This window comes from Bacillus sp. 11B20 (assembly GCF_056098985.1).
In genome coordinates this window covers 188,612-202,740 of record NZ_JBLZWZ010000007.1, presented here as the reverse complement: position 1 = coordinate 202,740, position 14,129 = coordinate 188,612, and the positions used below count along the sequence as shown (strand labels likewise).

Below are 14,129 nucleotides of genomic sequence, written 5' to 3'. Positions count from 1 at the left end.
CGTGATTGGGGGTTCTTTTTTGATACACGCTGAGAGGAAAAGGATCTCCCTTTTCCTTTTTCTTATGCTTTCTTATGGTACGATACATATAGATGAAATCAGCTAAGAAGGAGTTGCGTGTATTGGAAAACGTTGTACAACGAACTTTAACACTTGATGACATACCCGATCTTATCGCATTGTCAAAAGAGGTCGACTGGCCTGATTACAATGCGGATGAGCTTACATCTCTTTTAACAAACGGATATTTTACTGGTTTTTCAACAACGGATGGACAAGTCATCTCATGTGCGGGACTTTTCCAATATGAAAAAGCAGCATCAATTGGTGCTGTGATTGTATCTGAGACGCATCGCGGCTTAGGCCTTGCACGGAAAATGATTGACACCCTGCTTCGCCGGAGCAATCAAAGCGTTCCTGTCGTTTTAACCGCTACTGTACAAGGACAGCCCGTTTATGAAAAAATCGGATTTCAAACGGCCGGCTATATTCATACATACAAAGCACAGACCACGAATCCATCAGCTTTTCGTGTGTCAGGCGGGATTCACCTTTCTCCTGCTGATGAAGCGGACCTTCCGACTATTGAAGCACTTGACGAAAAAGGTGCAGGCACCAATCGATCTAGCTTTATAAGAAAGCGAATGGATCGAGCATCGTTCCGGCTGATCGCACAGAATGAACATCATGAAACAACTGGCTTTGCATTTGGCATCGAAACCCCTGCTAATCTCATGATTGGGCCGCTTGCAGCAAACGATGAACAAACCGCTCTCTCGCTCATCCAATCACTCATCTCGTCTTATTCAGGGGCAATTCGTTTAGATATGCAGCAAGAAACTGCTGAACGCCTTCATGAACCACTTGTTGAAGCAGGATTTACGAAAACAAACGTAGCCCATTTCATGATGATTCGCGGAAAAGAAAAACTAAATGATCCCGCCCTTTTCTATTTCCTTGCCTCTCAAGCATTTTCTTAAAAAACAAACAAGCTGTAGACACTTGATGTCTACAGCTTCAGATTGTTGACAAAGGGCTAAAATGATCTTTATTTTAGCCCTTTGTCTTCTTTTCAGCGTGATAGAAAACCTTTGCAGTATAGGAAGGACGAGTACCGGCGCGGAGCGAATGTGACATTCGTGAGCACCGGCACGCAGACCTGACACCGAATGCGAGGGTTTGTCTACAGCTTTTTTATTACTTCTCTCCAACTGACGAAAGAACATGAGCGAGTGCATTTGTGACCTTCCCATGCTCTGATGCATGCGGGCGGTCATCTCCATCTCCATAGCCATAATCAATCATTCGATTACGATTTAAGCAAAGCTTTGTCAGCTTTGGCTGGAATAGATCAAATAATTCAAAACGGTCTTTTAGCTGTGGGAATTGATTTTGATACTGCTGAATTTCATCAGCAAGCAAACGCCAAAGAGTCGTTTCATCTAACAGATCGTGATTGTCTAATACGTTGGATACATAGCGCAGATTGCAAATAAATAATCCTGTAAAGATAAATTGTACTAGACCTTCTGGCGGCTCACTGCGCAGCACTTCTTTTAAATCTTCTTCTAGTGAAGCTAATTCAGGCAGCGGCTGGTCACTTATATTCACATCATCAACGAAATCTTTGATCGCTAAACGATGCGGCTGATGATTTTTTAACACAAGAATCGTATTTTGACCATGCGGTGAAAAGACTGTGCCGTATTGATACATAAAGTGCAAAAGCGGCGGCATCACGACATGGAAGAACTTCGCCATCCATTCTTTTGCGGAGAGACCTGATTTTTCAATCAACTGCTTGATATACGGCTCTCCTTCATGATCCTCATATGTGAGTGCCGCAAGTGTAACAGGGCTTTCCCCTTCTTCTAAGTACGTATAAATGCTTTCTCTAAAAATGACACCGAGCATCTCGAGATATTGATACGGCGCACCAGGAAGTTTGCTGTAGTATGGATGATCGACATTGATACTTGCATTCTCACCTGGTAAAATGACGCGGCACACATCAGATAAAAATGAGTCTTGATCCGCAATCCCTTTAATATGTGCTGTAATGCGCGGGGCAATGACCGTACGTTCTGATGGGAGTCCACGGTACACAAGTGTATTTAAAATACTCATTGGCAGTTTAATATGATGCTTGCCTTTATTTGAGATATTTGTAAAGGTTCTGATCGACTGCTGCGGGATATATTGATCCAGCCCCTCTCCTAAATACACAATCCGGCGCAAGGCCAAATCTTCCGGAAAATGCTGAATAATCATATGCGTCCATTGCCACTGATGAACAGGCATCATATAATAGTCAGCTGCATTCAGTCCTTCATCCTTTAACACACGTTGAAATTGACGAATCGTGACTTCATCTAATTCTTTGGCGATTACCTGTTCATAGTTTTCATGATCCACTGCATGGAATGTCGCAAGCTCCCTGTGAACAGCAATCCAAGACAGCTGCACACATTCTTGACGTTCTGGTGCATAGGCTAAGTAATCATCGTAGCTGAATCCTATACGCCCTTTGTTATACACAATCCAAGGATGGCCTGTCATTTCTCCTTCAATCCATGCATAATCCGTATCTGTCAGCTCATCCGCACGAAGTGCTTTTTTCGACAGCAAATGGACATCGGCTAACAAAGTATGGTGAAGCTCTTTGATAAGATGGCCTGTTGTGTCAGAGGACATTGGAATGATCGGCTGAATGTCTAGTAAAAACACAATGGCACTGACATCCTTTGACCACTTTCCATCCTGACAGTACTCAATTGATTCAGCGATTGTATCAAAACTATCAAACAACCGAGGTTTTGCCAGATAACGATATTTCTTATGTTCATGAATGATTAATTCATACTGGGCAATGCCATCCTTACGATCTAACTCGACAGGATGAAGCATGTCCTCATACATGTATTCGGACAGCATTTTTGCCACCATTCTCTGGTTCGCCTTTTTCCAAGCAGCAGGATTCACCGCTTTTTTCAATTCGTCTTGTACACTCATCGCTTCATCCTCCTTAACCTTTGATTTCTTCAAATGTGTGTGCGTTCTTGTGTGTACCAAATGTCTGGAAGACGTGCTTTTGATAAAGTGGATACACGGTTTGACGAGCAAGTTCATTGATGATCACACTGTTTCGATAAGCCCCCAGCCCCAAATCTGGAGCGCCGACCCCATGTGTATGAAGCTCTGCATTTTGTACAAAAATATCATTTTCACCCATCGTATTTGTTTTCAAACGATATTCACGTTCCACTTGGAAACGTCCTTGATCATCCCATTGAATGTGGTGAGAAATAGGGTTGATAAATGGCGGCAGAACGGATTGATAGCCAGTCGCCAATACAACAATATCCGTCTCATGCGTAAAGGATTCTTCCTTGACCCATTGCGTGCAGGAAAGTGATAATCCGCCCGCTGTTTCCTCAATCAAGTTGACCTCCGTCATGGCTTGAAGCACTGTGTTCAGCTGCGTTCCGCAGGCAGAACGTTCATAAAGCAAATGATAAATATCACGAATCATCGCCGAACTGATGCCTTTATACAGCAAGTCTTGCTGTTTTAATAACGCATCCTTTTTTGTTTGCGGAAGCTCATAAAAGAAATCAATATAGTCAGGGGAGAAATACTCCAGCCCTAGGTTTGAATATTCCATTGGGAAAAATCCTTTTGACCGTGTGAACCAGTGAATATCCTTCGCTTCATCATCTGATAAAATGTCATAAAACACTTCTGCTGCACTTTGACCAGAGCCGATAACTGTGACAGATTTCCCTTTGAAACAGCCTTCTTTCTTTCGTTTTAAATAGTCAGCTGAGTGAAAAACCTTCTCTCCTAAAGCTGGCTGGAGCGATGCTGGCACCGCCGGCTGCGTGCCAATTCCTAAGACAAGATGTTTGCTTTCAAACACCTCTACAGTTTGGTCATTCACATGACGGACATGCACTTCATACCGCTTTTCCCCTGCCTTTTCAATCAGTGAGACAGATTCGACGTTCATGCCAAATCGGCAAGAGTCTAACTGATCAGCGACCCAGCGGCAATAATGACTGTATTCCTTGCGCGGGATATGGAAGTCCTCTAGAAAGTAAAATGAATACAAACGGTTTTGTTCCTGCAAATAGTTGAGAAAGCTATATTTGCTTTTCACATCTGCCATGCTGACAAGGTCCGCTAAAAATGGGACTTGCAGTGTCGTTCCTTCAATGAGCATCCCTGGGTGCCAGTGAAAGGCTTCACTTCTTTCAAAAAACAAAGCGTCGATTTCATTTACCTCTTCAGATAATGCGGCAAGTCCAAGGTTAAACGGGCCAATGCCGATCCCAATTACATCCACTATATTATTTTGCTTGTTGAACCGCGTCATGGTTATACTTCCTTTCGAATCGTTCTCGATCACAAAACATCAAAAGACCTGTTTTATCCGGTAAAGTGACTGGTTTTACACGTTCAAAGCCGCATTTTTCAAATACATGAATCATTTTTTCATTGCGAATATCCGGCTCAGCGACGATTTTTTCTGTTCGTTTGTTCTGCTCAAATTGAAATGCTGTCATTGCCTGAAGGAGCGGCGCAGCAAATCCTTTTCCCACATAATCCGGCTCCCCTATTAACAGGTGAATGCCTTGATCATGCGGAGAAGGCTCATAGTAGGATTCAATGACATCCCCTTTCACGTTGTAAGCCTCAAAATAACTCATTGGCGTCCCATCAATCGTGCCTAAATAAAGGGTTTGATGCGGATCATGTATTGCCTGATAAAAATGCTTTTCAAAATCAGGAAAAGGAATATTCAAATGCCAAAATGGGTGAACATACTCTTCTTGCATCCACTTATGAACAAGCTGGACGTCTCTTTCATATTCAGCACGAATAAACCTAATACGATGCCTCATCCAATCAGCGCCTCCTTATGTAAAAAGAGCGGATTCAAGACAGCTGTGTAACGAGACTGTGTTTCCAGAGACCCTGTCAGCTCATCCATATCTTCAAATCGTGTCAGCAAATTCGCTTTTGAAGGAAGTTCTTTTGAACGGAGAAGGCTATTTGTCAGATCAGAAGCTCCGTACATCTCCTCATGAGCAAGCAATGTATCTCTCACGAGTGCCAGCAAGTCTTCTTCCTTTGCTAGTCCTTCTGTGCCAAAGCCATTAATGAGACCAAATAAATGATTAAAGAAAAAATAATAACGGAGTCTCTCAACGGCTACATCATCCGCACAAATGGTTTCACTTCTTACGCTCAAGTTTTGAACTAGATTTGCGAGCTTATCTTTTTTTGATTCACTATAATAGTAGCCTTGATTGTCACGATAATAGAAGGTATCTGGATAACCATTCTTCATTTGCACAACAGCATTTTGCTGATGGGCCTCGAGTGCAAGACCATACGTTTCAAACAGCCAGAGCATCGGCTTTAACGAAATGGTTAAGTATTGTTTAAACCAATCTTGGCTGACCGCTTCTGTTGACCGGCCTTCTGCATCTGCAAGTTTATGAATAATTCCTGCTAATCTTGATTTTCCTCCGTACGCATGATCCTGACATAGCCCAGCAATCAAGCTTGCGCCTTTTTCACGATGCAAGAATGGATTTTGACGAATGACCACTTCAAAGCCAGATTCCGCTTCATCTCCTCGAATAGATAGATATGCAGGATCTTCAATGACCCGGAATCCAGAGAATTTTTCATATAAAGAAACGCCTAATTCTGTTTTTAAGATGCGGGACATCTCTACTCCTCGATCCAGTTCCTTTTGTTTATTGATGCGTAACGAATTCGTAATTTTCACAGGAACAGAGAATTTGAGCATGTAAGCAGAATCCTTTTGATAGACCGTTCTAAAGGATGAGGTCGCTGTGTATTCAGACCCCAGCGGTCCTAAATAAGTCAGTTTCCCCTCCTCTATATACCGCTTCACGAATGTCTTCTCCATGACCACTTTGACTTGCAGCGGATGAATTGGAATGAGCACATATTCTCCGTTTTCTGTTAACCTATTCAGTCTCTCTGTTTCTTCTGGCACTTGACGCGAAAGCTCTTCTAACATGAGGGTTGCCGCAGGTTGTGAAATAGATGAATCCTGAAGCACAATCGAATGGTGCGCTTTAAAGTAATGAAGCTGGAAAGCCCCTTTCAGCTCAGGAGAATAGACGGCTTCCTCCTCTTCTGTCATCCCTTGTCTGCTTTTTGGTGTTGGGTGTGTTAAATGTCCTAAGAGAAGTGACTGTTCAGCCTCGATGTACTCAAAATCAGCTTGAGATAAAGCAGCTTGATCACTTTCTCTCTCCCTTAAGAATCGTTCAATATTTCTGCAGCTTAAAATGATGCGAAGCATGAATTCATCCTCTGCATCTGTGCGGCCATATGCAATGAGAAGCTCCTTTGAACATAAAGCAACAAGTGTCGTGTAATCGACGATCGTCCCCTCTTGCTCGCTTCCACTCGGACGAAAGCGAATCGGAAAATCAAAGAGATGGCGGCCTACAGATGAAAAGTATCGGATCGGAATCACAAGCTCAAGGTCTTGCTTTGCTAGTTTTGCCACGAATACAAGCGAACCATCTGCTTTCGTCTCTTTTTTTGCAGATCGATCGATTCCTGTTTCACGTAAAAAACAGTTTAAAAAGCTTTGCATAGTTGCATTTTCAGCCATTTGTTTATATTGACTCAACGTAGTACCCTCCCGGATTGAATATGAGCGATCCCGATATCAACGATGTCAGAAAGGATTTCCTCAATATGTGTGATTGTCGTTCTCGGATTTAATAAAGTGAATTTCAAGCATGTTTGACCATCCACCACTGTTTTTGCAATGACAGCAGTTCCTGATGTGAATAGCGTTCGATGGATGATTTTATTGATGTCATCCGCACCCTTAAATCGAAACACTACTGCATTGATTTCTGGCTCAGGATTGATCACTTCAAGGTGATCATTGCTCTCGATAAGCGCAGCCACATCCTTCGCAAAATCAATGGTATGGTCAATCATGTCACCAAACCCTTCCTCCCCAATCAGACGAAGAGAAAGAAGCAATTTCAGTGCATCAAAACGGCGCGTCGTTTGGACAGATTTATTGACGAGATGTAGTATTCCATCCAGTTCATCTTCTTTTGGATTAAGATAATCTGCATGATAATTGATCAAGCCGAAATGCCTTTTATCCTTCAGCAAAAATGCTCCGCAGGAGATCGGCTGATAAAATTGTTTATGAAAGTCGATCGTGATGGAATCAGCCAGCTCAACACCATCTAATTTATCTCGGTAGTTTTCACTTAATACAAGCGCTCCACCATAGGCAGCATCTGCGTGTATCCACAGACCGCATGGTTTGACGATGTCATACACATCTCGAACCGAGTCAATACTGCCAAAATCAGTTGTCCCGCAAGTCGCCACTAGCGCAAAAGGCAGGAGATCCTGTTCCTTTAACTCAACTAGTTTCTTCTTCAAATCGTTGAGGTCCATGCGGTGATGCTCATCTGTCTCTATCAGAACAACCGCCTGCTCCCCTAAACCTAGTTGGGATGCAGATTTTTTCACAGTGAAGTGAGCATTCTTAGAGCAAAGAATTCTCATGCGGTGAGCCTCACTCGGCAAGCCTTTCTGCTGAACATTCCATTGCCATGTGTTTTCACAAAATGCATCTCTTGCAAGAAGCAGCCCCATGTAGTTTGATTGGGTTCCACCGCTCGTAAATGTCCCATCTGCTAGATTTCCATAAGAAAACTTCGCACATAGCCACTTTAAAATTTCCTCTTCAACCAAAGATGCAATACCGCTTTGATCAAAGGAATCCATTGATTGGTTAAAAGAACTTACTATCACCTCTGCGGCAAGCGCAGGTATAAGCGGCGGGCAATGCAAATGTGCCAAGCATTTAGGATGCGATACATCAACCAGATGTGGCAAAAGGTGCTGCTTTATATCTTGAAAGACAGATTCAATTGATTCGCCAGACGGTTGAAACTGAAATAATGATTCGACACTAGCCGCTAATTTCCCAGGCAATATTCCACTGTATGGTCCTTGGTCTTTTTGCCATTGGTCCAGTAAGCTGTCGATAGATGTATGAAGAGCCGCTTGGAAGGACTCTCTTCCAAGCTGGCTTTGATTGATAAATAATGAATCCACAGAAGCTTTAGTTGATTGCATCGTAAACGGCCTCTTTGAAAATAGCAATAACTTGTTCAAGCTGTTCTTCAGTCATGATCAATGGCGGTAAGAATCGAATGACGCTGCCGAAACGGCCTCCTGTCTCTACAATTAAGCCTTTATCGAAGCAATTCTTTTGAATGAGACTGGCTAGCTCAGGATTTGCTGGATAACTTCCATCCACATCCTGCTTCTCATTTGGATTAACTATTTCAGCACCAATCATTAATCCTCTTCCTCGAACATCACCGATAGCAGGTACATTTTTTTGAATGTCTTTTAGATGAGCCTGCATGCGATTCCCTAACTGGTCAACATGATCAAGCAGATTCGTTTCTTTTATAAATTTAAGCGTAGCGGTTCCTGCAGCCATTGCCATTTGATTTCCTCTAAATGTGCCAATGTGTGCCCCTGGATTCCATTGATCCAAATCTTTATCATAAATCACAACTGAAAGCGGCAGGCTTCCACCAATGGCTTTAGATAATACAATGACGTCTGGCACAATTCCTGCATGTTCAAAAGCAAACATCTTACCAGTTCGGCCAATGCCTGATTGAACCTCATCGATAATGAGCGGAATGCCTTTTTCATTTGTGATTCTTCTCATTTCTTGCATCCATTCAATAGATGCTGGAATTGAGCCTCCCTCACCTTGTACTGCTTCAAAGATCATACCTGCTGGCGGAAGAATACCACTTTCAGGATCATTTAATACACGCTCAATATAAGAGCTGGAAATGCGGTGTGAATCTTTCCCGCCAATTCCGAATGGACAGCGATATTCATATGGATAAGGCATGAAATGCACATCTGGGATTAACCCTTGCACTCTTTCCTTTGGAGACAAATTCCCGCTTAATGACATCGTGCCATGTGTCGCACCGTGATAAGCACCGTGGAAAGAAAGAATGGAACGATTTCCTGTCGCAGTCTTGACTAATTTAATCGCAGCTTCTATGGCATCACCGCCAGTTGGTCCACAAAATTGAATTTTTGCTCTCTTTGCAAACTCTTCTGGCAGGTGAGAAAAAATTTCATTCACAAACTCTTCTTTAATTTCTGAGGTTATGTCCAACGTATGCAATGGCCTTTTTTCATGAAGCATACGTTCAATCGCTTCTATCACAACCGGATGATTGTGGCCAAGTGCAAGTGTTCCTGCGCCTGCTAGACAGTCATAAAACTCTCTGCCATCCGCATCTGTCACGATCATGCCCTCGGCTTTTTGCATGGCTAATGGGAACCGTCTCGGATAAGACCTTGCATTAGATTCTCTTTGACTTTGCTGCTCTAAAAATTGCTGATTTTTAGAAACGGTTTTGATGGACATAATAAAACACTCCTCCAATTGATAAAGATTATCATTTTCATTTACTAGCCTAGAGGATGTGAGATAGGAAAGTCAATTGTATTCAAAAAGATGATTCGAAAAGCATATGAATACAATATTCTCTTTTTAATGAGTATTTTCGAGTAATTTTTACAAACCTTACTGCCATAAGGAGATGGAACGCATGAGACGGATTGACATTGAAAAAAATTACAAATCATTTTTCCTGGTTCATTTGTTCTATTCAATTCAAAGCGCTCATTTTATGCAGAAATTTGGATGAAATGAAGGTAGAAAATTGAAGAAATCACACTGTTTTTTCTTGATATAAATGGTTTGGGTGGTATAATTTCTCTGAAACATAAGGGGATGGAGAGGGGAATTTTGATGATTTTAACAAAGCACGATCTTCACCATTACTTAACGCAGGATAAGAAAGCATTAGCTATCACGCGCAGAAGGCCAAAATGGTTTGGGGACGATATATGGAAATATCAAAGGTATTTACGAAAATATGAATACTATTCTAATAGCGGCGCTACATTGCGCAAATGGTTTTACCGCTATTTACATAAAAAGAAAGGGATGCAGCTTGGCTTTGATATCCCGATTGGCGTCTTTGGCCCCGGCCTTAGAATCAATCATACTGGCCTCTTAATTGTAAATAAGCACGCAAAAATTGGGGCATTTTGTGATATTCATCAAGGGGTGAATATTGGTCAAAACCATTCCGAAAAGGATGTACCAACCATTGGAGATCACGTATGGATTGGACCCGGTGCTAAGCTGTTTGGAGACATTTATATCGCAAATCATATCTCAATTGGAGCAAATGCCGTGGTGAATCATTCCTTTCATGAAGAGCAGATCGTCATTGCTGGTGTACCGGCTCAAAAGGTAAAAGAAAAAGGCCCTTCTTCATGAAGGCGCCTGATAAAAAAGAATAACACCGATTAAAACAGAGATGAGCAGCATGAGATAAAACAAGATGGTTAAAATCAAGATCGTCCAGCCCAGCCCCTTCCTCTCTGTCTTGATCAAATAAATGCCGAGTACGATGGTACTAAAAAGTACGCCTAAAATGGCCCACAGCCATTTGTCTTTGTGATGCTTTGGCGCATCAAACCATAAATAGATAGCAACAGCAAGTGAAACGAATAAACCCGTTATTCTCAAGATTAAACTCCCCCTTATTATGTATACGCGCTCTCTATGATGCGTTTGAGTATCCGATGATCAGCAACAGGAAGTAAAAGACATAGACTAGCATAACAATAGAATAGATGATGATGGACACGATCAGAACTGTCCAGCCCAATCCTTTTCTTCCTGTTTTGATGAGGTATATCCCAAATGCAAAGAGCCCGAATAAAAGACCTAAAATAGACCATAACCATTTATTTTCCCATGTTTTGGTGCATCTATCAATAGATAGATTGCGACTAAAATAGAAACAAACCATCCAGTGATCCAGCCCACATTCTTCTGCCACCCTTCTTAGTTTATTCCATTATATGATTCTTTTTTCCTAAAAAATAATGATTCAGAGGATATTGCGCGGGAGGCTTCGCCATTCTTCTCTCAGCATTCCGTAGCGCATCGAATCATAATACTCTCCTTGATAATAACGGACCTTTCTCAGTCTCCCCTCAAGGACAAATCCGCATTTCTCTGCGCACCGCATCATCCGTTCATTCCCTGACCAAGTGGTTAGACCAATTCGAGGGATATCAATATGCGTAAATAATACATCAATCCATAGATTTAATGCCTTTGTCCCAATGCCCCCGCTCCAAAAGCGTGAGTCATAAATGACAATGCCGCATTCAAGCCACCGTGTACGTTCATTCTCCCAATAATATGATACGGTACCTTTGATATCACCGTCTATTTCAATGCCATATAGCTTTTGGGGAATGGATTCATCCTGTAAGTAACGTTTCTTAAATGCAGAAAGCGGGATTTCGTGTTCATAAAAATAAGGGGCATTCCATTTTCGATAGGACTGGTCTGGTGCTTTAAATTTTAAATGCCACACCGCCTCTAAATCCGTTTCGGTTAATGGACGTATGTTTACAAGCTCTTCCTTTTCTCTTTTCATCTGTTCACGTTCCTTTACTTTGTCGTTCTTTTTGCTAGATGACGGTACTCAATCGGCGTCATGCCTTCATTTTGCCGAAATAGCTTAGAAAAATAAGTAGGGTCGTCAATGCCTACACGCTCTGCAATGGCTGCAATTTTTTCATTCGTTGAGGCAAGCATGCTTTTAGCTTTTTCGATCTTGAGACGATGGCTGTACTGGTTTGGCGTCAATCCGTACACCGTCTGCATACACCTTGTCATGTAGTCAGGATGATAGTGCAGTTTCTCTGCAAGCTGCTCCATATTCAATTTCTCCATAAAGTGATGCTCAAGATAGTGAACCACTTCTGATGCGACAGTCTCCTTTGCACTTGGAATATGGAATGCTTCCTTTTGCAGGTGAATGAGCAGTTCCTCAAATAGAAGCTGTTTTTTCAGCGGAAGTTCAGATGCATCATGATTTAATGCGCTCATCGCTGAAAGGTGTTTTTCTAACACACTTCGTCCCTTCACTTTTCCTAAACGAGGCAGGCTAAATTCATATGTTGCCGGCTTTTCGAAGGTGGCTTGGTTTTGTTTCATATCAATCCAGTGTTCTCTTGGCCGGTTCGTCAGCTCAAATCGGTCAATTGAGAAATGCAGCCACTCATAGTAGGTATCCTCTTCACATGGCAGATGTCCGCCATGAGACAGGCCCGGTGAGAGAATCATATATTCACCTTCTTTTACGTGAAAAGCCTCCTCGTCCTCTGTCATCCATAGTTCACCTTTTGTGACATAGAGAAGATCAAATACAGCGAAGGTTCTTGAGATATGTCTTTCTCCTTGATGAAATATCCCTTTACCTGAAGCTATATAAATAGGAAACGGCGGTACAGTAAATGTAATAAATCGATTCATATTCATCCCCTTATGAAGTCGTATTTCTCCAATAAGTTTCGGTTTCATCTCTTCTTATTATAGTCGATGCAAGGTACACTATAAATCGGATTTACACGAAAGGGGGCTTTGTGATGAAATCTCAAACCCTGTCATATGAAAAGGTTCAAGCCAAAGATGAGAAAACGCACCCTTCATTATTTGCATTAACTTGGCCTATTTTTATCGAAATCTCTTTATATATGCTCATGGGGAGCGCTGATACACTTATGCTCAGCCAATACTCTGATAACAGTGTGGCTGCAGTAGGTGTAAGTAACCAGCTCCTGAATTTATTAATTGTCATGTTCAGCTTCATTACAACAGGAACGACCATTGTGATTGCGCAGCTTCTAGGAGCTGACCGCAAGCAGGAAGCGACTCAAGTCGCCTATGTCTCACTAGGGACCAACTTCTTGATCAGCTTTGTCATTAGTCTCCTCATGTTTATGTTAGCTGTTCCCATTCTGCACATGATGGGCTTATCAAGTGAACTCATGCCGGATGCGGCGGTCTTTTTACAAATTGTCGGGCTGCTTTCTTTTATTCAAGCACTTATTATGACGTATAGTGCTATTTTAAAAAGCTACGGATATACAAGAGACACGATGTATGTCACCATCGGAATGAATTTGCTAAACGTTGCCGGCAATTATTTGGTCATTTTTGGTCCGTTTGGCTTTCCGGTATTAGGTGTCATGGGTGTTGCCTTTTCAACCTCGCTGGCTCGATTGATCGGATTAATGGCGATGATTCTCATTGTCCGCCGCCGAATTGGGTTGCGCTTTTCGCTGAAGAGCATGTTTCACATCCAGCGGACGCATTTAAAAAAGCTGCTGAAAATTGGCATTCCTTCTGCTGGAGAGCAGCTTTCTTATAACGGCTCTCAAATGATCATTACATTGTTTATTACATTTATGGGGACGCAGGCTTTAGCAGCAAAGGTCTACACTCAAAATTTGATGATGTTCATTATGTTATTTGGTGCAGCGATTAGCCAAGGCACACAAATTTTAATCGGGCGCCATATTGGGGCGAAAGAATTCGATGCGGCCTACCGCAGATGTATGAAAAGCTTATACTGGGCCATTGCGATCTCTCTTCTTTCTTCCACTGCTTTATCTTTATCATCGACGCATTTGCTTACGCTTTTCACTAGCAATCATGAAATCATTCAAATCGCCGCCACACTTCTCCTATTGACGATCATTTTAGAGCCGGGACGCTCTTTTAATATGGTCATTATTAATTCATTGCGGGCTGCTGGTGACGCGAAGTTTCCAGTGTATATGGCGATGATTTCAATGTGGGGAATTGGGCTTCCGATCGCTTACTTGTTAGGCATTCAGCTTGAAATGGGGCTCATCGGGGTTTGGATTTCTTTTATCGTGGATGAATGGGTCAGAGGCATCTTTATGTATAGGCGCTGGCGTTCCAGAGTATGGACGGAGTATCGTTTTTCTTCCACATAAAAAGGACTGCGGGGTGCAGTCCTTTTTAGATTGTTGACAAAGGGCTAAAATGGTTTTTATTTTAGCCCTTTGTCTTCTTTTCAGCGTGATAGAAAACCTTTGCAGCCCTAGGAAGGGCGAGTACCGGAGTGGAGCGAATTTGACATTCGTGAGCACCG

12 protein-coding genes and 1 pseudogene are annotated in these 14,129 nt (G+C 42.3%); 3 read left to right on the top strand and 10 right to left on the bottom strand.

The features are described from left to right. Window positions 1–122 precede the first annotated feature (122 nt). The gene (locus ACN6NB_RS05215; RefSeq protein WP_099663143.1) at window positions 123–980 is read left to right on the top strand and encodes a GNAT family N-acetyltransferase; all 858 of its coding nucleotides are present in this window, start codon (window positions 123–125) and stop codon (window positions 978–980) included. 217 nt (window positions 981–1,197) lie between these two features. Here the strand turns inward: ACN6NB_RS05215 and ACN6NB_RS05210 are convergent, their stop codons facing one another. The 6 genes from ACN6NB_RS05210 to ACN6NB_RS05185 are packed head-to-tail and all read right to left on the bottom strand — an operon-like array spanning window position 1,198 to window position 9,499. Further along, the gene (locus ACN6NB_RS05210; protein WP_144491068.1) at window positions 1,198–3,012 is read right to left on the bottom strand and encodes an IucA/IucC family protein; all 1,815 of its coding nucleotides are present in this window, start codon (window positions 3,010–3,012) and stop codon (window positions 1,198–1,200) included. Window positions 3,013–3,025: 13 nt separating this feature from the next. Further along, window positions 3,026–4,375, bottom strand: a complete 1,350-nt coding sequence (locus tag ACN6NB_RS05205) for a lysine N(6)-hydroxylase/L-ornithine N(5)-oxygenase family protein (protein WP_064498280.1) — start codon at window positions 4,373–4,375, stop codon at window positions 3,026–3,028. Beyond that, window positions 4,350–4,904, bottom strand: coding sequence for a GNAT family N-acetyltransferase (locus tag ACN6NB_RS05200; protein WP_039177712.1), 555 nt, complete (start codon window positions 4,902–4,904; stop codon window positions 4,350–4,352). The genes ACN6NB_RS05205 and ACN6NB_RS05200 overlap by 26 nt, the downstream gene beginning before the upstream one ends. Further along, window positions 4,901–6,682, bottom strand: a complete 1,782-nt coding sequence (locus ACN6NB_RS05195) for an IucA/IucC family protein (protein WP_144491067.1) — start codon at window positions 6,680–6,682, stop codon at window positions 4,901–4,903. The genes ACN6NB_RS05200 and ACN6NB_RS05195 overlap by 4 nt, the downstream gene beginning before the upstream one ends. Next, entirely contained in the window at window positions 6,679–8,166 is a 1,488-nt protein-coding gene (locus ACN6NB_RS05190) for a pyridoxal phosphate-dependent decarboxylase family protein (RefSeq protein WP_144491066.1), read from the bottom strand. Before ACN6NB_RS05190 ends, ACN6NB_RS05195 begins: the two co-directional genes overlap by 4 nt. Beyond that, on the bottom strand, window positions 8,153–9,499 hold the full coding sequence (locus tag ACN6NB_RS05185; RefSeq protein WP_039177704.1) for an aspartate aminotransferase family protein: 1,347 nt from the start codon (window positions 9,497–9,499) through the stop codon (window positions 8,153–8,155). The genes ACN6NB_RS05190 and ACN6NB_RS05185 overlap by 14 nt, the downstream gene beginning before the upstream one ends. A gap of 387 nt (window positions 9,500–9,886) precedes the next feature. Between ACN6NB_RS05185 and ACN6NB_RS05180 the strand changes: the two genes are divergently transcribed. Further along, the gene (locus ACN6NB_RS05180; RefSeq protein WP_041089754.1) at window positions 9,887–10,423 is read left to right on the top strand and encodes a serine O-acetyltransferase; all 537 of its coding nucleotides are present in this window, start codon (window positions 9,887–9,889) and stop codon (window positions 10,421–10,423) included. Here ACN6NB_RS05180 and ACN6NB_RS05175 read toward each other — a convergent pair. The 4 genes and pseudogenes from ACN6NB_RS05175 to ACN6NB_RS05160 form a co-directional block, all read right to left on the bottom strand. Next, window positions 10,418–10,675, bottom strand: a complete 258-nt coding sequence (locus ACN6NB_RS05175; protein WP_039177699.1) for a hypothetical protein — start codon at window positions 10,673–10,675, stop codon at window positions 10,418–10,420. The genes ACN6NB_RS05180 and ACN6NB_RS05175 overlap by 6 nt on opposite strands. A gap of 34 nt (window positions 10,676–10,709) precedes the next feature. Beyond that, window positions 10,710–10,978 (bottom strand): annotated as a pseudogene (locus ACN6NB_RS05170) (hypothetical protein). A gap of 64 nt (window positions 10,979–11,042) precedes the next feature. Further along, the gene (locus ACN6NB_RS05165; RefSeq protein ID WP_058838824.1) at window positions 11,043–11,600 is read right to left on the bottom strand and encodes a GNAT family N-acetyltransferase; all 558 of its coding nucleotides are present in this window, start codon (window positions 11,598–11,600) and stop codon (window positions 11,043–11,045) included. A gap of 14 nt (window positions 11,601–11,614) precedes the next feature. Continuing rightward, on the bottom strand, window positions 11,615–12,481 hold the full coding sequence (locus ACN6NB_RS05160; RefSeq protein WP_144491065.1) for an AraC family transcriptional regulator: 867 nt from the start codon (window positions 12,479–12,481) through the stop codon (window positions 11,615–11,617). 113 nt (window positions 12,482–12,594) lie between these two features. Here ACN6NB_RS05160 and ACN6NB_RS05155 point away from each other — a divergent pair, with 113 nt between their 5' ends. Then, a complete protein-coding gene (locus ACN6NB_RS05155; RefSeq protein WP_144491064.1) occupies window positions 12,595–13,971 on the top strand; it encodes an MATE family efflux transporter in 1,377 nt (458 codons plus the stop codon). Window positions 13,972–14,129: the final 158 nt, after the last annotated feature.